Below are 18,638 nucleotides of genomic sequence, written 5' to 3'. Positions count from 1 at the left end.
GGCGCCAACTGCGCCCGCGCCGCATACAACGCCGCGGTATACCCAGCAGGACCCGAACCAATAATGATCACGTCATGCACAGTGTCGGCGGTCATGAAAACCTTTCGAGCGATCGTCTCTGAATCCGTATAAACGCCAGCGTAGGCACGGCTGTTCCCGGGAGTTTGGAATAACACGGGCACCACCCATGGCACCACATTAGGGCCGGGGCACCTGGGTGTTGGCCAACAGTCCGGTATCGGCGGCGCTGCAGTTCGGCGACACCGCGTAGACGGCGAGGACGTGCGGGCTGTCGCCGGCTATCACCAGGACGATGCCGGGGCGGGCGTTGATCTCGACCGGGCGCGCACCGAGCACCGGTGTGGCCGCTGGATAGCCGAGGCCAGTGAGGCAGGAGGCGCGCCGGGAGGGGTCGCTGAGAGTGCCGCTGGACGGGCCAAAGTCGGGAGCGCGATCGAGCAGGCCGAGGATTTCGTCAGGGGAGAGCGGGATCTCCATCGGCGGCGTCGACACCGTGATGTGCTCGATGTCGCCGGGGGTGCTCGGGGCGGGTTCGGGAGCGTGCAGCAGCGCTACCGTGCCGAAGCCGATCGCGGCCAGCGCCGCGCCCAGACCGGCGACCGCCGCGAGGGTTCGGGCCGGCCGGAGGTGGGGGCGTGCGGAGTGAGTGGCCTGGCCGGCCGCACCGGCGGGCGGGGGATCCGCGGACCGCAGCGCCGCGGAGATGCGGGCGGCAACTTGTGGGGGTGGGTCCGGCGCCGGATCGGTGCCGGCAGCGGCGACGTCGCGGCGGACCCGGTTCAGGGCGGCCAGCACGTTCGCGGCCCTTGGGTCGGCGCGGACCTGCCGGCGAACACGTGCGGCGGCCTCGTCATCGAGCACGCCGGCTTGCAGGTCGGCGAGGAGTTCGACGGTCAGCGGCGGGTCCGGTTCCGTGTTGCGGTGATCCGCCTCATCGTTCGCCGCCGCGTCCATCGGACCCAGTGTCCGTCATGCGCCGAAGGATGGCCACGGACAGTCCCGCGTGGGACCTGCTCAGGCCTGCCCGGTGGCGCCCTCCGGTGTGGCGTGGGTCCCGGAGTTGAGGTAACCCAGCAGCTCGGCGAGGCGGACGCGGGCGCGGGCACACCGGCTCTTGATCGTGCCTTCGGCGACGCCGAGCAGCCGGGCGGTGTCGGCCACCGAGTAGCCCTGCATATCGACGGCCACCACCGCTGCCCGTTGCTCGACGGGAAGCCGCATCAAGGCGCGCTGCACCGCCATCGTCGTCTCGACCTGGGCTGTCCGATCGGCGACCGGGTAGACGTCCTCCAGCGGAACGGTCGGGTGGGCCTTGGTGCGGCGCAGCCGGTCCAGGCAGGCGTTGACGACGATGCGGTGCAGCCAGCTGCCGACTGCGGCGTCGTGGCGGAACGCGCCGGCGCCGCGGTGCGCGGAGAGCATGGCGTCCTGCAGCGCGTCTTCGGCGTCCTCGGGGGTGCGGGTGGTGAGCCGAGCAAGCCGGTGCAGGTGGCGCCGGTGACGCAGAAAGAGCTCGCTGAAGGCGTAGCGGTCGCCCGCTACATGGGCTGCCAGCAGCTCGGCGTCACTGCGGTCGCGCCTGACGTTTCCCCCGAAGCCCACGGCCGGACAGTAACCAATCCGGTATCGGGCGGCACTTCACTCGGAAGCGCTCATGTGAGTCTGTGGAACGGCCGCGGATCAGGACGCGGCCTGGACCGTGATCTCGAAAAAGCCGGCCTGGCTCTTGCCGTTGGTGGTCCCCAGCGTCGAGATCCACACCAGCAGATTCGACGTCGGCGAACCGGCTCTGACCGGGATGATGTTGTGGCCGGGCTTGAGCGTGAAGGCCTGAGCCAGCAGCTTGGTGTCGTTGAGGGAGGACGGCGCCGATGAGGACGCCGCGCGGATCTCCACCTTGGTCCCGGTGCTGGGCGTATCGATGGCGACCTGGCCGACGACGGTGGGGCTGGGCAGTTGCAGGATCAGGCCCTCGCCCTGTTTGAAAGTGGGGAAGGGCACGGCGTCGGTGTAGACCTCGGTCGCCCAGGCGGTGGAGGGATCGCCGTCGATTGCCTGCCCGGCCGTGCTCGCGTTGTCGACCTCGCCGTCGGGGGAGTAGACGCTTGCCCTGGTGGGTTTGACGACGCTGCCGGCCGCCGCGGACGTGGTGGTCGACGACGCCGACGCGGACGACGAGGGGCCGTTCAGTCCGAGCTCGTCCTTGTTGAGGCCGCCGCCGACGTTGCCGAAGATCTTGCTCACCACCGACGCCAGCACCAGCAGGGCGACCACGATGACGGCCAGACCGGCGCCGGCGCCGATGAGCACGTTGCGCCGCCGGCGCGCGAAGGCCTGCTGCTGACCGGGCGAGATGAGCGCCGTTGAGGGTGAGGGCGAATCGTCGATCGGGCCGAGCACCTCGGTGCGGTCGGCGACCGCGGTGGCCTGCTGAAGCAGATTCAAAAGCGTTGAAGCGCTGCGTATTCCACCGTCCTCCTGGACCGCGCGGACGGCCACCGCGGAGATCTGGAACGGGATGTCGCGGTCGACGGCCATGGGTTCGACGGGATTGCCCGAGGAGTCACGTTCGGCGTGCGCGAGCCCGCTGCGGACCCCGCTCTCCAGTAGGGGCCACCGATTGATCAGGAGGGCATACAGCGCGGCCCCGATGCCGCGGATGTCGTCTTGGGGGTTGGCGTCGGGCATGGTCGCCGGGTACGCCAGCACGACATCGCCTTCGATGCTGACCCGCACCCGGCTGGGGTGGTCGATCGACAGGGCGACGCCGCCGCGGTGGTCCGCGTCGGCGGCGGCGGCCAGCGACTGCATGGCCCGCACGGCGCCCACCGGTGACGGTGCGGTGTCGGCTACCTCCTGCAGCGAACCGCCCCGGATCCATTCGGAGACCACGAGCCCGCCGGAGCCGGTGTGCACCACGTCGAGCACGCGGGCGATGCCGGGTTTGTCGATGCGGCTGAGCCGCAGCGTGCGGGACAGGATGTCCTGGAGCACCTCGTCGGGCAGGGCGCCGTCCGGGTCAACGAAGGTCAGCGCCACCTGCCGGTCCAGCGCGGTGTCCAGCGCCTGCCAGAACTGCAGCGGCGGTGCGCCGCCGTGGAACACCAGCAATCGGTACCGGCCGCCGGCGATTCGGGCGCCGGGAACCAGATGGACGTCGTCTGCCGACGAGTCCGCAGCGCGCTCGCGGGGTGCTTCGAGGGGGGTTGGGCCGCGCCGGGATTCGCTCGCGGTGTCGCCGTTGGCCGGGTCGGGGAGGCGGTGGTCGGGCGGGCGTGGCGCCGGCGGTTGCGGCTCGTCGGCGGGAATGTCGGGCTGGAAGTCGTCGGCGACCGGCCGCGGAGTGCCCGACCCTGTGCCGGGCCCTGCGCTGGATGCGGGGCTCTCCATCGGGCGGTCGGTCACCTCCGGTCCTTTCGCTAGCCCGGCTCGGGTTGCCGGCTCCGGAGGCCTGCGCCGGATCGGCTCCTGGACCGCATTGACCCCAGGCGGGGACGAATTCCTCTGCTCAGGGTACGTGACCGGGCGCCGGTGAGACGATCGATCCGGTGCAGTCGGTTTGGGCGGCCGCGGCCCCCGACCGGTGATGCGGAACCGGAGGGCGTCCAGCGCCGCCCGGGCTTCGGGAACCTGCGCGCGCAGCATGACCGTCGCCGTGATCGGCAGCATGATGAGGCCCAGCACCAACAGGCGAAGCAGCGAGCCGGCGCCGCCGTGCTCGGTGAGGCGGTCCAGCCCGAACAGCCGATCGGCGACGTGGGCGATCAATCCGGCCAGCATCGACGCCGTGAGTGTCACCAGGATCGTCCGCAGTTCGCCGGCGCCGATCAGGTGTCCGCCGGCGGGCAGCAGGGTGCGGCGCAGCAACACGTAGCCGATGAGCGCGCCCGCGAGGAAGCCGACGCCGTTGGCCAACCCCAGGAAACCGGCCACCAGCTTGGGGTCGTCGGTGAGGTGGGGCGCCAGCACCGAGCCCAGGATTTTGACGGCCGTGATGACGAGGATGATCACGATCGGCGTCCACGGCTGCTCGCGCGCGTAGAACACCCGCAGCTGCAAGAGCACCAGGCCGTAGGGGATGAGCGTGAATGCCGAGAGGGCGATCGCGGCGCCGAGGTACCCGGCGTCGACGTTTCCGAAATGGCCGTAGGCGAACAGCGCGCTGCCCATCGCGGGGCCGCCAACCGTCATGAACGCCACGATGGGGATCAGCGTGATCAACGTCAGCCGGGTGGCCAGCGACAGGTCGGCGAGCACGGCCTTGGTGTCGTTGGCGGCCGCATTGCGGCTCAGCCGCGGCATCACCACCGTCAGCACCGTCACCCCGATCATGCCGAACGGCAGCATCAGGACCATCCAGGTGTAGTTGTAGATCGCGGGCCCGGATGCCGCTGCCGTGCTGGCGATCTGGTTGCCGACCACCAGGCCGAGCTGGCTGATCAGCACGTAGAGCACCATGGCGGCGGCCATGGTGCCGAAACGTTTGAGGCGTTCGTCGATGCCCCACAGCGGGCGCAGGTCGACGCGTTGTCGCCGCAGCGCGACCAGCAGAACTCCGGTTTGTACGAAGACGCCCAGGGTGGTGCCGATGGCCAGCACCAGCAGCTTGGCGTTGCCCATCCGGACGGGATCGACCGACAGTTCACCGGGGACGGCGGCATAGATCGCCAGGGTGGCCAGTGCGACGACGTTGTTGACGACGGGTGCCCACGCCGTGGGCCCAAACACGTTGCGGGTGTTGAGGATCGCCATGAACACCGAGGTGAGGCCGTAGGCGAGGACCTGGGGGAGAAGGAGGTAGGCGAAGGCGATGGTCAATGGCTCGTTGACTTGCGGGGCGCGCCCCAGCATCAGCCGCACCAGCGGCGGTGCGGCCAGCACCGATGCCGCGGTGGCGAAGAGCAGCAGCGCCGTCGTCAGCGTGACCAGGCGCCGCACGAACGCCGCGCCGCCGTCGGGGTCGCCCTGCTCGGCGCGTGCCAGCACCGGCACGAAGATCGCGGTGAACGTCGCCTCCAGGACGAGGGCCGCCACCAGGTTGGGCAGCTGATTGGCCACCGAGAAGGCGCTGGACAACGCGGCGCCCAGGATCGCGGCGAGCAGCACCACCCGGGCGAAGCCGGTGAGCCGGCTGATCAACGTCGCGAAGGCCATCGCCCACGACCGCGACACCAGCGCGGCGTCCGACAGTTCCGGGCGGCGACGATCGATCCCGGCGGGTACGGGCGGCAGCGGCCCGGTCGGCGGTGACCCTTGCATCGGGGAACGCCGGGGCGACTCTGGCAGGCGGTGGTGGTGGGAGGGGGCCTGCCGGTAGGCGGGAGTCATACTCGGTGCTCTTGTTCGGCCCGCTGGTCGGCGTCGTCGCGTGTGCCGCCGGGTTCGGCGGCGTGCCGGGCGTGGGGTGGGTCGGGGCGGTCCAGGTCGGCGGGGTCGGGCTGGCCGCGGAAGCGGTGCCACAGCCGCCGCCCCGCCAGCAGCACCAGGACCGCCGCCGCGGACAGCGTGATCGCGAACAGGACCTTGCCGTAGGCATTGGAGTGCACCGACAACCGCACGGGCTCGCCGAGCCGCAGCCCGTCCGACGTCCGCAAGGTCACGTCGACGGCGACGCGTTGGGTGAAGTTGACTTCGATCGGAATCCGCAGCGGGAGGTAACCGGGCGGCAGTTCGATCTGACCGACGTCGGTGACGTTCATCCCCGGCGGGGCGTCTACATGCACCCTCACCCGGATCGGAACGGCCAGGCCGTTGTGCAGCGCCAACGGCAGCGGGCTGTGCTCGGTGGCCAGCGTGTACGAGCCGCCCGGGTTGACGATCGTGACGGCGCCGAACAAGTCGTTGATCGTCTTACCGACCACGGCCAGGCGCTCCTGCGCCAACCCGTTGCGGGAGTCGGGGGGTTCGGACTGGCTCAGCGCGCGCAGCATGTCCTCGTGCAGCGGCGCGGTGTACTGGACGCCGGTCAGCCCGGTGCGGTCGTCGGTCATCAGCGCGGACGTCAAGCCCCACAACCGGCCGACCTGCCCGGCGATCCCGGCGGTGACGTCGTCGTTGAACTGCCCCCGCGCGGAGGTGTCGGCGTACGCGGCCTCCGCTGGTGCGCTGCGGGACGACGCGTCGGCGACCACCGCCGGCAGCGGGCGCGGTACCGCCAGACCGGAGCGGATGGTGGTGCTCAGCGCGGTGAGCATCACCTGCGCGTCGTCGGCTTGCAGATTCCAGGTGGCCGGCGGGACCAGGATCTGGGTGCGCGGCGCGTCGTCGTGCCGCAGCGCGGGCCAGAAGATCGAGCCCAAGGCGTCCTGGCGGCGCGCGGTCACCGAATCGTGCGCCAGCCGGACCGTCAGGGAGGGGTCCAGGTAGGTGGGCGCCTCGGGGGTGGATCCCGCTCCGGCCAGCGCGGCGCCGACGGCCGGATCGAACGGCGCGACCGTGACTTGCGGGGACAACCGCCGGGGTGCGGTGTCGACGCTGGTCTCCGAGGAGCCCTGCGCCTCGGCGGCCGCGATCGCAACCGTGCCTTCGTTGCCGCTGAGCAGCTTGACCGCGCGGCGGGTCAGCGGGGCGTCGGGGACCAGCGTGGCCCCGCGGACCGAGGAGACGTCCAGGATTTTGTCGACGATGCTGTTGCCGGTGGTGGTGGCGGTGGCGGTGAGGCCGGGATCGTTGACGCGCTGCAAGGCATCCAGATCGGCTTGCGCGTAGGGCAGCGGGGCCACGCAGGTGCGGTGCGCGAGCGCGCGCAGGCGGTTCAGCCATTCGACCGCGGTGGCCTGTCCCGTGCCCGGGTGGGTCGGGGTCCCCGGCAGTTGAGCCGGGCCGTCGGGGGAATTGGACACGACGTAGCCGGCGGTCATGGCGTTGACGGTGACCAGCAGGTCCGGATCGATCGCCAAACACAGGGCGCGCCCGACGGCGCCGTCGGGGTCGACGTCGTGACTCGTGGCGACCTCGGCCGCCGACAGCAGGATGTCGAGGCGGCCGCCGCTGGCCAACGAGGTGGCCAAGTCGTCGTCGACCAGCCGGACCGGGATCGTTCCGCCGGGCACGCCCGGGGCCAGTCTGGGCCGGTCGGCCAGCGGCCACAGCATGGTGATCCACACGGGTTTGGAGGTGTCGGGCGCGACGGCGGAGCCCGCGTCGTCGGCGCTGTCGGGCGGCACCCCCACCACCGGCAGCAGGAATCGCGCGTTGTCCAGCCGGGCGGGAGCGCCGTAGTCGGGTGTGCCGTTGACGTTGACCAGGACCGGGTAGATGCCGGGCTTTTCCACCCCCAGCGACGGTTTGGTCAGCGCGCGTAGCGGGGCCGACAGGGTGAAGCCGACTTTTTGCCCGCGCTGCAGCTCGGGGGCCACCGTGAGGAAATCGGCGGCCGCGTCGTACCGGTCGGTGTCGCCGTCCAGGGTGGTGCGCAAGCCCGCGGAGGTGGTGATCGCGCCGGCGTGTTCGAGGCGGACCATGACGTCGCGGACCGGGCGGTCACCGACGTTGACCACCATGCCACTGACTGTCACGACGGGCGGGCTTGTCGTGGTGACCACGTCCGGGGTGACTTGATCGATGCGAACGCGGACGAACGGCGTCGCACCCGGCTCGCCCGCCGCCGCGGGCGGAACCACCGGCCCGGCGAGTACCGCGAGTCCGGCCACGATGCCGAGCACGACCGTGATGCGCAACAAGCCGGCCCAACAGAAAGGCGGCGCCATCACGGCCCCGGTCCGTGACCGTTCTTCCGGCCCGTGGCCGGTTTGTCAGAATGCCGGGTCCGCGAATGCGTCTGCGGACGGCGCCGCGGCGAGCTGGGTGGCAGCGGCGGAAGCGCCGCCGGGCCGTCGCTTTGCAGCTTGTCGATCAATTCGTCGGCCACGCGGGCCAAGCGGCGTTCGTCGGCGTAGGCCAGCCGCGACGGCAGATCCCGCATGGGCACCCAGGCCACCTCGGCGACTTCGAGGTCCTCGTCGGAGAGCTCGCCGCCGGAGAAACGCATTAGATAGTGGTGCACGGTCTTGTGTACGCGGCGGCCTTCGGTGACGAACCAGTAGTCGATCCGCCCGAGCGCGGCCAGCACGCTGCCGTTGATTCCGGTCTCTTCGGCTACTTCTCTAATAGCGGTCTGTTCGGCGGTCTCACCGAGTTCGATGTGCCCCTTGGGTAGCGACCAGAGCATCCGTCCGCGCCGGTCGAGGCGACCGATCAGCGCGGCCACCTGCGAGTCGCGCGGTCCGTCGAGGCCGTCGATGACGAGCCCGCCGGCGGACGTCTCGTGCACGGTGCGCAGCTGCTCCGGCCCGCGGCGAGACGCACGGGATCGGCGCGGTTTGGTGGCGGTCGAATCACCGGTCACTTGAGCGTTGCTCTGCTTCTCGGACGAAGCCGCCGCGCCACGACCGCGGCGCCGCCCCCGGCGCCGACGTGGTTTGCCTTGTTCGCCGTCCGACACCCAAGCGATAGTAGCTGGCACGGCATGCTCTCCTGGACATACTCGCCGCTGGGGGGGTGCGCGAACGCGCAATAGCCACGACTGTTCCGCTGCGTCAGATCGGGCCTATCGCATGCGCTATTGCCCAGGCCGCGCCGAAGACGATCAGGGACAGCGGCCCGGACAGGCTGCCGATAAACATCCCGCGACCGAGCTGACCGACCACCCCGGAAGGCCACGCCCACGCGAGAAACGCAGAAATCGCCATATAAACGAGGACTACCGGAAGCACGAAGACGATCGAATAGGGCATCAAGAGCCACGTCGCGAGCTCGACGACGAGGACATGCAGGTGCGAGGCTCCTCACACAGGCATTTCGTCACCAGCCGACTAGGCTGATCGAACGTGCCTGACGCCGCCCAGGATGCCGAGCTGCTGACCGCCGCCGCGGTCGCGCTGAATAGGCATGCGCCCATGCTGGCCGAGCTGGGCTCCGCGTTCGCCACCGCGGGCCACGAGCTCTACCTCGTCGGCGGTTCGGTACGGGATGCCTTGCTGGGTAGGTTGAGTCCCGATCTCGACTTCACCACCGACGCACGCCCCGAGCAGGTGCAAAACATCCTGCGGCGATGGGCCGACAACCTGTGGGACACCGGGATCGAATTCGGCACCGTCGGCGTCGGCAAGGGCGATCATCGCTTGGAGATCACCACGTTTCGCGCCGACACCTACGACCAGGTGTCGCGAAATCCCGAGGTGCGATACGGCGATCGCCTCGAGGACGATCTGGTGCGCCGTGACTTCACGGCCAACGCGATGGCCGTACGCGTTACGGCGGAGGGGCCGGGCGAATTCCTCGACCCGCTAGGCGGTTTGGGGGCGCTGCGCGAGCGGGTGCTGGACACCCCGGCGGCACCGGAGGTGTCCTTCGGCGACGATCCGCTGCGCATGCTGCGGGCGGCGCGGTTCGTCTCACAGCTCGGCTTCGCCGTCGCGCCGCGCGTGCGAGAGGCGATCGAACAGATGGCGTCGCAGCTGGCCCGGATCAGTGCCGAACGGGTGGCCGCCGAGTTGGACAAACTGGTGCTCGGCGACGACCCGACGGCCGGGATCGATCTGCTGGTTCAAACCGGCATGGGCGAGGTGGTGCTGCCCGAGGTCGGCGGCATGCAAATGGCCATCGACGAACACCACCAGCACAAGGACGTCTACCAGCACTCGCTGACCGTGCTGCGTCAGGCGATTGCGTTGGAAGACGACGGCCCGGATTTGGTGCTGCGCTGGGCAGCGCTGCTGCACGACATCGGCAAGCCGGCCACCCGGCGCCACGAAGCCAACGGGGGCGTGAGTTTCCACCACCACGAGGTCGTCGGCGCCAAGATGGTGCGAAAACGGTTGCGGGCCTTGAAGTATTCGAAGCAGATGGTCGAGGACATCTCGCACTTGGTCTATCTGCATCTGCGGTTCCACGGCTACGGCGAGGGCAAGTGGACCGATTCCGCGGTGCGCCGGTACGTCACCGATGCCGGCCCGCTGCTGCCGCGGCTGCACAAGCTGGTGCGCGCCGATTGCACGACGCGCAACAAGCGCCGGGCCGCGCGGCTACAAGCCAGCTATGACCGGCTCGAGAAGCGGATCGCCGAGCTGGCCGCCCAAGAGGATTTGGCGCGGGTGCGCCCGGACCTGGACGGCAACCAAATCATGGAGCTGCTCGGCATCCCGGCCGGCCCTCAAGTCGGCGAGGCGTGGCGGTTCTTGAAGGAGCTGCGGCTCGAACGCGGTCCGTTGGACACCGACGAGGCGACCGCGGAGTTGTTGGCGTGGTGGCAGTCTCGGGGGAACGACTAGCGGCGGTGTTGCGTCCGACTAGTCGTGGACTATTGCCTGGGTGGTGACAATGGCGCGGCGGCGATCTGGCACGGCCAACCCGATCTCGATCTCGACGGTGACGGCCGTTTCGAATCGATCGGGATGGACTTCGACCACGATGGGCTGCGCGACGACGCGCTCGCGGATCTCGATGGCGATGGCAGCGTCGATCACGCTGTGCTCGATCTGGACAACGACGGCACCCCCGAGGCCTACTTCACCGACGACGGATCCGGGACGTGGGCGGTGGCCATGGACCGCGGCGGCCAACTGCGTTGGTTCGGTCTCGACGGTGTCGAGCACACCGGCGGTCCGCTGGTCGACTTCGACGGCCACGGTCGTTCGGATGACCGGCTGCTCGATACCGACGGCAACGGGCTGGCCGACCGGGTGCTGCGCTCTGACGACAACGGTGTGACCGGATACGTTGACACCGACGGCGACGGCAAGTGGAACGTCAGGCTGACCGACACCGACGGCGACGGTCTCGCCGACGGCGCAAGCCCCCTATGAGGTTGCTAGCAAAGCGATTTCGTTTCGACCGCCGCCGCGATGGAACTCCGCTACATCAGCATCCCGTTTCTCGTCGCTGAGGCCGGCGGTGATCCGTGGCCGATCAGCGCCAGCCTGCAATCTGGCCGCCCGGCGCGGATCTCCGATTTAGCGCAGGCCTTCCGTGCCGCCGGCGCCAGCACAAGCGAGGCCGTCGCCGCCTTCGAGGCAGCACGGCGTCGCTTCGAGGCGGCGTGGAATCGGCGAAGCGGCGAGCATCCCGTCAACGACTCCGACGAGGTGCAACGTGTGTCTGTGTCGCTGGGTTTGCAGGCCGAGCAATTACCGAAGATCGCAGCTGATTTGGAGAATATCGCCGCTGCGCTGGCCGAAGCCCAACGAACTTCCGCGTGGTACCTCACCGCGCTGGAGTACGACCTACAAGACATCGACGACGAGATTTGCGGAGCCCTTGACGACGGTGACCACTGCGGCGTCGACGATCTGCGCGGGGAAGCCGTCGCGGAGACGAAAGCAATCGTGTTCGTGCTCGGCCAGATTCGTGACCGGTATGCGACGGTGCTCCGGGCGGCGCTGGGCGGTTTGCGGACAGACGGTGCTAACCCGGTCGAGATCAGTGGCGTCGACGAGCTGCTGATACCGCCGTCGGACACCAGCCCGGATCAGGTCAATCGCTGGTGGGACTCGTTGAGTGCCAACCAAAAGCGACTCCTGACCGATCAACACCCACCCGAGTTGGGCAACCTCAACGGCATCCCGGCTGACGTGCGCGACTCGGCGAATCACGCGGCGATGAACGACGACCTGCACACGGTCGAAGACGCCGCCCGCCAGCGTGGGCTAGCGCCGGAAACGTTGCGCGACAGCGCGCTCAACAATCGGAATGCCGATGTGTTCACACACCCATGGGAATACGGTCTATGCGGCACCGACATCGTCAGATACCAGAATGCGGTGAGGACCAATGATTTCCTCGAGCGCGACAAGGGATCCGACGCCGATCTAGGGCTCCCGATCATGCTTTGGGCCTACGACCCCCTCGCGTTTGACGGCAAGGGCAGGGCGGCGATCGCAATCGGCAACCCGGACAAGTCCCGGAACACGGCCGTCATGGTTCCCGGGACCAACAGCAGTGTCAGGGGAGGGTGGATGTCCGACGGGCCAGACGACGCCATCAACCTCTACCAGCAATCCTTGAAGGCCGACCCCGACCGCCCCACCGCGGTGGTGGCGTGGATGGGTTATGACGCACCGGAATTCGATCACCCCCATTGGCAGCAGGCCCTCACCGACCCAGCCAAACTGGAACAGGTCGGCACTCCGTGGAGGGCGCGGCAGGCGGGTGTGCTGCTGGCCGCCGATGTCAACGGCCTTGCATCCACCCATGACGAGCGGACCCCGAGCCATGTGACCGTCCTCGGCCATTCCTACGGGGCGACGACCGTGGCCGACGCATTCGTCAACAGTGGCATGCGCGCCAATGATGCCGTGCTAACCGGTTGCCCGGGAACCGATTTGGTGCACCGTGCCGCGGACTTTCGTCTCGACGGCGGCAGGTTGTACGTAGGCGCCGCGTCGACCGATGCGATCAGCTGGATCGGGGACTCGGGCAGCGGGCTTCCGAACGGACTCAACGAAGCACTTGGCGAGCCCGTCGGTCCGTGGGCCGGGCTGGGCGCCGATCCTGCCCATGAAGGTTTCGGGGCGGTTCGCTTTCGCGCCGAAGTCGCCGGCTCGCACAGCCTCACGCCATGGTTCACCGACCACGCGCACTATTACGACGTGGGCAGCGAAGCGCTGCACAACATGACTGAAATCGTGACCGGGCGCGGCGATCGTTTAGCAGCCGAAGGCATGCTGGCGGCCGAACGAGCTCAAGCGCGGATCGCGATTCCTCATGAGGTGCACACTCCCGTGGGAACGGTCTCGCTGCCGCATGTCGAGATTCGGATGCCCATCGCCGTCGACCCGGAATGGGATCGCCCGGCGCGGACCATCACCAACGGCCATGGCTTCTAGGAGCGATGGGGGCTGCGGTTCGCCGGACCGACGCACGGTGAATTGACCGCTAGCCATCTTGCTTTTAGCCTGGTCACAAGGCTGTCAGGCCACTCGATGCCGTGGGGTTGAAGTTTGGAAGGAGTGCCAATGTTCGTCAATACGGAGCAATTGCACTCGGGAGGCAACCAGTCCCACCGAGCGGGTGGGCACGCCCAAGAAGGGGCCGATCAGCTGGCCGGAGGAACTGTGGCATCGGGGATGTTCGGGGACTTCGAGGCGGCCGATAGCTTCCACAACGCCATGAATGCCGCACATGGGCAGCACGTGAAGAACCTGCAGGGCCACAGCGAGACGCTGACCGGTGTCGGTACGAAGGCGCACCACGCGGCCAACGGGTTCACCAATATGGACCAGCACAACGCTGCCGAACTTAAGGCGGTGCGGCCGAGCTCGGACCCGTCACCACGGAACGCTTGACGAAGGCCCGTGGCGGAGGGCCGAGCTTCTAATCCGGTTGCGGGGCCGCCGCCTTTCGGGCAGTGGCACCGACCTATCCGCCTCCGCCACCGCAATGCTCCCGGTTCTGGCCGGCAATCGCTTTGGGCGCGTTTGTCTTAGCGGCGGTCGCCACGATAGTGGCTGTCGCACTGTTTGTGGCTACGACCCGAGCGCCAGCGTCTGGCTCGGCGCCCACTATGGCCGCGCCGACATGCAGCGCTGCCGAAGTGTCCGCGGCGCACCAAAAGTTGTGTGACGCTTACAAGCTGGCGGCGCGGGCCGTGCATTCGAGACGAATGGCGACAATCAGTCATTTGGCGGACATCGCTACTGTCAATGGGGCACTAATACTGGAGCACGCTCTGAGTACAACTGCTGCGATCCCAGTCGGAGATCGCACTGCCGCAGTGGCGTTGGCGGAGGCATACAGCAATGCCCAAGCCACGGCCGCCAGGGTGCGTCAGCGTGACGGTCCGTTGTGGCAGTCGACGAGCAGCGATGTCAACGCGAAGGATGCCGACATGAAACGGGTATGCCCGAGCGGGTGAGTGTGGTGCTGTCCACCTATGACGATTGCCCGGCACCTACGGTTGCTCCACTATTGGAGCAGATTGCGTACACAATCTTTCGATAGACAATCTCGACACCGTAAGCCGACAATGAGGAGGACGTATGGCGGGGGATTTGCGTCCCGCCCCTGGGGATGGGCCAACCGCCGGCCCCCCACCGGGCACAATGCCGTGGGCACCGCATTTCCCGACTCCACCGCAAGCACGCTCGCGTACCTGGCCGGCCGTGATGCTGGCAGTGGTTGCCACGTCTGTAGCCGTCGCAGCATTGGGAATAGTCCTCACACGGCCGCCGTCATCGGGTCCGTCAACGGCGACTATGGCTCCCAGTTATTCTGCCGCCGAAATTTCCGGCGCCCAACAACAACTATGCGACACCTACAAGTTGGTAGTCAGAGCCGTACAGGTTGACACGAATGGTGACAATCCGGCATTGGCTCGTATCGCGACTACCAATGGCGCGGTGATGCTCGATAACGCAGCGGCCAATCCGGCCCTGGACTTCGCGCACCGCGACGCTGCATGTGCGCTGGCGGCTACCTATCTCACGACGACGGCGAAGGGAAACAGAGATGTTGCCAACGACTCGGATTTTCGCGCTGCTCTTGATGACCTAATCGCAAAGGACGCAGCGATGAAGAAGGTGTGCGAGGGGTAGGTCCTCGCGTGGTGAACGGTGTACCGCCGAGAGATCGCTCCGCTAGCGCTGTCCGACGCCAGTAATGGGCGTGGAGGCCCAGAGACAGGCAATCCAAGACACCCGAATTCGGCCGGAACGCTGTGGCTTTCGAGGGTTACACGTGCTTGCCTGCGCAATCGTCAATGACTTGTAACGGATCGCAAAAGAGGGCGAGGCAGACCGCGCGGCGCGGTGAATTGCCCGGCGTGCGGCTGACCTGCTCCACTATTGAGGGGGAAACGGTGCCAGGACAGTTTGCAAGCTGTGGCGTATGGGATGTTGCGGACTAGAGGAGGACAGATGGTTGGAGACCCGCCCCCCGGCTTTGGTCAGGGGCCAGCACAGCCGCCCGTGGGGAACTGGCCACCGCGCCCCCTCGGGCAGCCTGCGACGCGCTCACGCCCATGGCTTGCGATTGCCGTGGCGGTGACGGCCGGGCTAGCTGTCGCTGCACTAGCCGTGGCACTAACCCGCCCGACGTCTTCCCATTCGTCAATCACCACGACTACGGCGCCTTCTTATACCCCTGCGCAGACTGCCGCCGCGCAACAACGGTTATGCGACACATACAAGCTCGTGGCGCGGGCGGTAGAAGTTGACACCAGCGGTAATGACCGGGCGCTGGCGCGCATCGCGGATACCAACGGCGCCGTATTACTCAACATGGCAGCCGATGACCCGGCACTCGACGCATACCACCGGGACACCGGGCGTGCGTTGGCAACGGCATACGGAACAGTAACTGCGAAGGGCAACAATGTGGTCGCCAGTGATGCCGATTATCAGGCTGCGCTCGATGACGTTATCGCCAAGGACGCAGCGATGAAAAAGGTGTGCGGTGGCGGTTGACCTTCCACCTGGCATGTGGACCGCGGCACTGATTGGACCGTGGTGGCCAGCACCATCGACGGCTATGCGCGCCGGTGCCCAACATTGGAGCGAAGCGTGCGCGGAGCAGCAGCTTTATTCGCAGACCCTGCGCACTCAGTGGACGTTATTCGCCGCGCAAAATCAGGGGCATACGGCAGACGACCTTATCGACCGATTTCAGCAGGGCGAGAAGTTTCACCTGGACCTCGCGGAGAAATATCAAGCAAAGGCATCGGCTTTTAATTCGGCCGCTGACGCCACCGATTATCTACGTAGCCGATTGTCAGACATCGCAAATACGGGCAACAAACAGATCAACGAAATCCTCGCGTCGAAGAAATTGCCTCCAGAGCAACTAGCGGAAATACAAGCTGTGCAAGCGCGCTGCAATGCCGATGCCGGAAACGCTAGTCGAGATGCCGTCGACAAGATGATGTCAGCGACGCAAAAGATCCTCGACGCTGAAGGTAATGGCGGCGATGCTCGGAGTTGGGCGCGTGCAAATGGTTTCAATGCCAACGATGCTTCACCACCGCCGCCGATCAACCAGAATGAATTGAAATCGTCGCTGCAGGGATCTGGAGGGCGTGGTACTGGTGGGAACGGTCACGGGGCTGTCCATCAGGCTGGCGGCCGGGGGGCGACTGTGGCACAAAATGGCGGTTACGCCGCGAGTGGCCCCCAAGAGGTCATCCAAGGTGCTGGTGGAAGAGGGATCGGCGGGCCTATGCCAGCATCGCCGGCAGCGTCGGCGGGCGTACACATGCCCGGCGGTGGCGGCACGGTATCGCCAGGGATGCCAGGCGTTCAGGGCGGCGGCATGTCGATGTCACCGGCCGGCCTCGGCCAAGGCGCTCAGCCCAACCTGGCTCAATCCTTCACGTCCGGCTTGGCGACGGGCCAGGCGACCGGCCCTGGGGGACAAGCGTTTTCGGCGGGGACACTGAACGCGTTCGACGGCGGGGCACCCCAAACTCCTCAGGGGGCACCGGCAGTTGGGCCGACCGTACCCAGCGCTGGAGCGTTCATCGCAGCGACACCTCCCGTCGACGCGCCCCCGCCAGCAGCCCCGGCCCCGATGACAAGTGGCGGAGCCACGCCGGTGTCACCAGCGGTGATGACCGGGAGTTCGTGGTCGTCCGCGGCGACTGTCGGCGGTGGATCATCCATCCCTTCGGGGTCGTTGCCCGCCTACGGTTCTGACCTACGTCCGCCGGTTGTGGCGCCCCCGTCCATGCCGTCCGGCCCCGCCGGTCCGATCTCGGGCGCGGCGGTAGCGCCTTCGCCGTCGTCGTCGCCGTCGGCGGGAGGACCGCTGGTCTCGCCGGTCGAGCGGACGGCATCCGGGGCGGCCGCGGGACAGGCCGGCGCGGGTTCGTCAGCAATGGCGAGCGCATCGGCAGCGTCGGCGGCAACTGGAGCGACCGCCGGCGCGGCGTCTAGCCGGGCCGCTGAACAGCAGCGGCTCCAGCGGCTCGTCGACGCGGTCGCTCGCCAGGAGCCGCGGCTGTCATGGGCGGCCGGGCTGCGCGACGACGGCACCACCACGCTGCTGGTCACCGATCTCGCGGGCGGATGGATTCCGCCCCACGTGCGGTTGCCCGCCCACGTGACTCTGCTCGAGCCGACGGCACGACGCCACAACGCCAACGTCGTGGACCTCCTCGGCGCCATCACGGTCGCGGCTGCCCACCACGCCAACACCTACGTCGCCGAGCCGGGTTCCGACGAGCCAGTACTCAGCGGTGATCGGCCGGCCCGCTCGGCCGTGCCTCGAGTCGATGAGATCGGCCCCACGTTGGTCGACGCGGTGCGCCGCCGCGACGGTCTGCCGCGGATCGCGCAGGCTGTCGCCGCGCCCGCGGTGCGAAAGACGGGCGTGCTGGAAAGCGAAATCGAGATGTTGCGCGAATGCGCTGCCGACATTCAGCACTCGGTTCTGGCGGCATATCCCAATCACGACCCTGCGGCTGTCGGGGATTGGATGCTTTTAGCGGCGATCGAGGCGTTGATCGACGGCCACGAGTACCTCACGAATTACCACGTGGCCTGGTTTGACGCGATCAGCCACCGAAGCGGTTCGTAGCGGGCCTCAATCCTCGGGTGAATACCGTTCTGGGCGGCTTGTGCCAAAATGGCGGTACGAGTAATCGGCAGTGCCTGGATAAGCCTCGAGCGTTTGCGGGCTTTCCGACTGGGGTGGAGGTGAGATTATGGGTACTCCCGGCGGACCCATCCGATCCGATTTGCCAACGACGTTTGGGCTAGGTAGCGGACCACCAGCGACTATCCCCAGGCCGGTTCCTGTTCCACCAGGCGGTGCCTCGCCCGCCGACGGTGGGCAGGGAATGGTCGGAGCAGCCGGCAACGCTGGCGTCCCCAAAGACGCCGCAGATGCCGAAGCGGCCGACGCCGATCGCCGCGCGCATGCCGCCGACGCTGCGGCGAAGTTCCCGGCCAACGAGGCAAACGGGCAGCAAGAGATGCAGATGATCCAGCAAATGTTGTCCAGCGTGACGGGCGCTATGGGTGGCGCCATGGGTGGCGTCATGGGGCCGATGACTCAGCTTCCCCAGCAGGCGATGCAGGCCGGCCAGAGCGCCCTCCAGCCGCTGATGAGCGCGGTCCAGGGTGCGCACGGCGCCGCTTCGCTCGCCGACAGTGCGCACCTGGTCGACAGTGTCGGTGCCGGCGGCGCCGGACTGGGAGGTGGCCCCGGGGGCGGCGCCGGTCTCGGCGGTGGCGGCACGGTTCCGGCCAGCTCGCTGGGCCCGCCGCCCGTGCCAACATCATCGCCGCCGACCACGCCGGCCGGCGCCAAGGCCCCGATCATGCCGGCAACCGGTGGCATGCCCGCCATGCCCGGACAGACGGGAATGACCGGGATGCCGATGATGCCGCCGGGCGCAATGGGCGCCGGTGGCGAAGGCGGAAACAAGGACAAGCCGGTCGAGAAGCGGGTGACCGCCCCGGGCGTTCCCAATGGTCAGCCGGTCAAGGGCCGCCTGACGGTCCCGCCGAGCGCCCCGGGTAGCAAATCCGGCGAGGCCAAGCCGACGGTGGTCACCAACAGGCCCAACCGCCGGATCGTCATCATGCCGTCCGAGGACGAACCGAAAGACTAGCCCCAGCCCACCGACAGGTGAGTGGTCCGGTAATTCGCCCGGCAGTAATGTCGCTACGTAATCGCGGCCG

At 67.9% G+C, this 18,638-nt stretch carries 15 protein-coding genes; 8 read left to right on the top strand and 7 right to left on the bottom strand.

Features of this window, described 5'->3' with window-relative positions; all coding sequences use genetic code 11:
• The 7 genes from A5775_RS25350 to A5775_RS10705 form a co-directional block, all read right to left on the bottom strand.
• A partial coding sequence (locus A5775_RS25350; protein WP_139826568.1) for an FAD-dependent oxidoreductase occupies positions 1–95 on the bottom strand: 95 nt, incomplete at its 3' end.
• Positions 96–198: 103 nt separating this feature from the next.
• Entirely contained in the window at positions 199–975 is a 777-nt protein-coding gene (locus A5775_RS10730; RefSeq protein WP_067251696.1) for a hypothetical protein, read from the bottom strand.
• 60 nt (positions 976–1,035) lie between these two features.
• Positions 1,036–1,623 (bottom strand): RNA polymerase sigma factor SigM, encoded by a 588-nt coding sequence (gene sigM / locus A5775_RS10725; protein ID WP_067251693.1) that lies wholly within the window; start codon positions 1,621–1,623, stop codon positions 1,036–1,038.
• A 78-nt stretch (positions 1,624–1,701) separates the two neighbouring features.
• Positions 1,702–5,280: a murein biosynthesis integral membrane protein MurJ gene (locus A5775_RS10720; protein WP_067251691.1), complete on the bottom strand. Its 3,579-nt coding sequence runs from the start codon at positions 5,278–5,280 to the stop codon at positions 1,702–1,704.
• Positions 5,281–5,345: 65 nt separating this feature from the next.
• Positions 5,346–7,733 (bottom strand): hypothetical protein, encoded by a 2,388-nt coding sequence (locus A5775_RS10715; RefSeq protein WP_369827816.1) that lies wholly within the window; start codon positions 7,731–7,733, stop codon positions 5,346–5,348.
• Positions 7,730–8,464 carry an NUDIX hydrolase gene (locus A5775_RS10710; protein WP_067251689.1) on the bottom strand — a complete coding sequence of 245 codons (735 nt, stop codon included), beginning with the start codon at positions 8,462–8,464 and terminating at the stop codon, positions 7,730–7,732. The genes A5775_RS10715 and A5775_RS10710 overlap by 4 nt, the downstream gene beginning before the upstream one ends.
• A 94-nt stretch (positions 8,465–8,558) precedes the next feature.
• Complete coding sequence (locus A5775_RS10705; protein WP_067251686.1) at positions 8,559–8,756, bottom strand: hypothetical protein; 198 nt, start codon at positions 8,754–8,756, stop codon at positions 8,559–8,561.
• Between the two features lie 93 nt (positions 8,757–8,849).
• Here A5775_RS10705 and A5775_RS10700 point away from each other — a divergent pair, with 93 nt between their 5' ends.
• The 8 genes from A5775_RS10700 (at position 8,850) to A5775_RS10665 (ending at position 18,568) form a co-directional block, all read left to right on the top strand.
• Positions 8,850–10,292, top strand: a complete 1,443-nt coding sequence (locus A5775_RS10700; RefSeq protein WP_067251684.1) for a CCA tRNA nucleotidyltransferase — start codon at positions 8,850–8,852, stop codon at positions 10,290–10,292.
• Between the two features lie 24 nt (positions 10,293–10,316).
• Positions 10,317–10,826 (top strand): pullulanase, encoded by a 510-nt coding sequence (locus tag A5775_RS10695; RefSeq protein ID WP_067251682.1) that lies wholly within the window; start codon positions 10,317–10,319, stop codon positions 10,824–10,826.
• A gap of 39 nt (positions 10,827–10,865) precedes the next feature.
• Positions 10,866–12,845 carry an alpha/beta hydrolase gene (locus tag A5775_RS10690; protein ID WP_067251680.1) on the top strand — a complete coding sequence of 660 codons (1,980 nt, stop codon included), beginning with the start codon at positions 10,866–10,868 and terminating at the stop codon, positions 12,843–12,845.
• A gap of 129 nt (positions 12,846–12,974) precedes the next feature.
• Positions 12,975–13,304, top strand: a complete 330-nt coding sequence (locus A5775_RS10685) for a DUF2563 family protein (RefSeq protein ID WP_067251677.1) — start codon at positions 12,975–12,977, stop codon at positions 13,302–13,304.
• A gap of 693 nt (positions 13,305–13,997) precedes the next feature.
• Entirely contained in the window at positions 13,998–14,552 is a 555-nt protein-coding gene (locus tag A5775_RS10680; RefSeq protein WP_067251675.1) for a hypothetical protein, read from the top strand.
• A gap of 321 nt (positions 14,553–14,873) precedes the next feature.
• The gene (locus tag A5775_RS10675; RefSeq protein WP_067251709.1) at positions 14,874–15,422 is read left to right on the top strand and encodes a hypothetical protein; all 549 of its coding nucleotides are present in this window, start codon (positions 14,874–14,876) and stop codon (positions 15,420–15,422) included.
• A gap of 64 nt (positions 15,423–15,486) precedes the next feature.
• Positions 15,487–17,529, top strand: a complete 2,043-nt coding sequence (locus A5775_RS25645) for a DUF5631 domain-containing protein (RefSeq protein WP_231995144.1) — start codon at positions 15,487–15,489, stop codon at positions 17,527–17,529.
• A gap of 262 nt (positions 17,530–17,791) precedes the next feature.
• Positions 17,792–18,568: a hypothetical protein gene (locus A5775_RS10665; RefSeq protein WP_067251670.1), complete on the top strand. Its 777-nt coding sequence runs from the start codon at positions 17,792–17,794 to the stop codon at positions 18,566–18,568.
• Positions 18,569–18,638: the final 70 nt, after the last annotated feature.

The organism is Mycobacterium sp. 852002-10029_SCH5224772 (assembly GCF_001667315.1).
Lineage (GTDB): Bacteria > Actinomycetota > Actinomycetes > Mycobacteriales > Mycobacteriaceae > Mycobacterium.
The sequence above is the reverse complement of the archived record's forward strand: the minus strand, read 5'-3'. Positions and strand labels throughout refer to the sequence as shown.

Coding starts and splice junctions, on each gene's coding strand:
- A5775_RS10720 (WP_067251691.1), bottom strand. CDS start 5,280: ATGCAAGGGTCACCGCCGACCGGGCCGCTGCCGCCCGTACCCGCCGGG.
- A5775_RS10665 (WP_067251670.1), top strand. CDS start 17,792: ATGGTCGGAGCAGCCGGCAACGCTGGCGTCCCCAAAGACGCCGCAGAT.
- A5775_RS10690 (WP_067251680.1), top strand. CDS start 10,866: ATGGAACTCCGCTACATCAGCATCCCGTTTCTCGTCGCTGAGGCCGGC.
- A5775_RS10675 (WP_067251709.1), top strand. CDS start 14,874: ATGGTTGGAGACCCGCCCCCCGGCTTTGGTCAGGGGCCAGCACAGCCG.
- A5775_RS10685 (WP_067251677.1), top strand. CDS start 12,975: ATGTTCGTCAATACGGAGCAATTGCACTCGGGAGGCAACCAGTCCCAC.
- A5775_RS10680 (WP_067251675.1), top strand. CDS start 13,998: ATGGCGGGGGATTTGCGTCCCGCCCCTGGGGATGGGCCAACCGCCGGC.
- A5775_RS10705 (WP_067251686.1), bottom strand. CDS start 8,756: ATGCCCTATTCGATCGTCTTCGTGCTTCCGGTAGTCCTCGTTTATATG.
- A5775_RS25645 (WP_231995144.1), top strand. CDS start 15,487: ATGCGCGCCGGTGCCCAACATTGGAGCGAAGCGTGCGCGGAGCAGCAG.
- A5775_RS10730 (WP_067251696.1), bottom strand. CDS start 975: ATGGACGCGGCGGCGAACGATGAGGCGGATCACCGCAACACGGAACCG.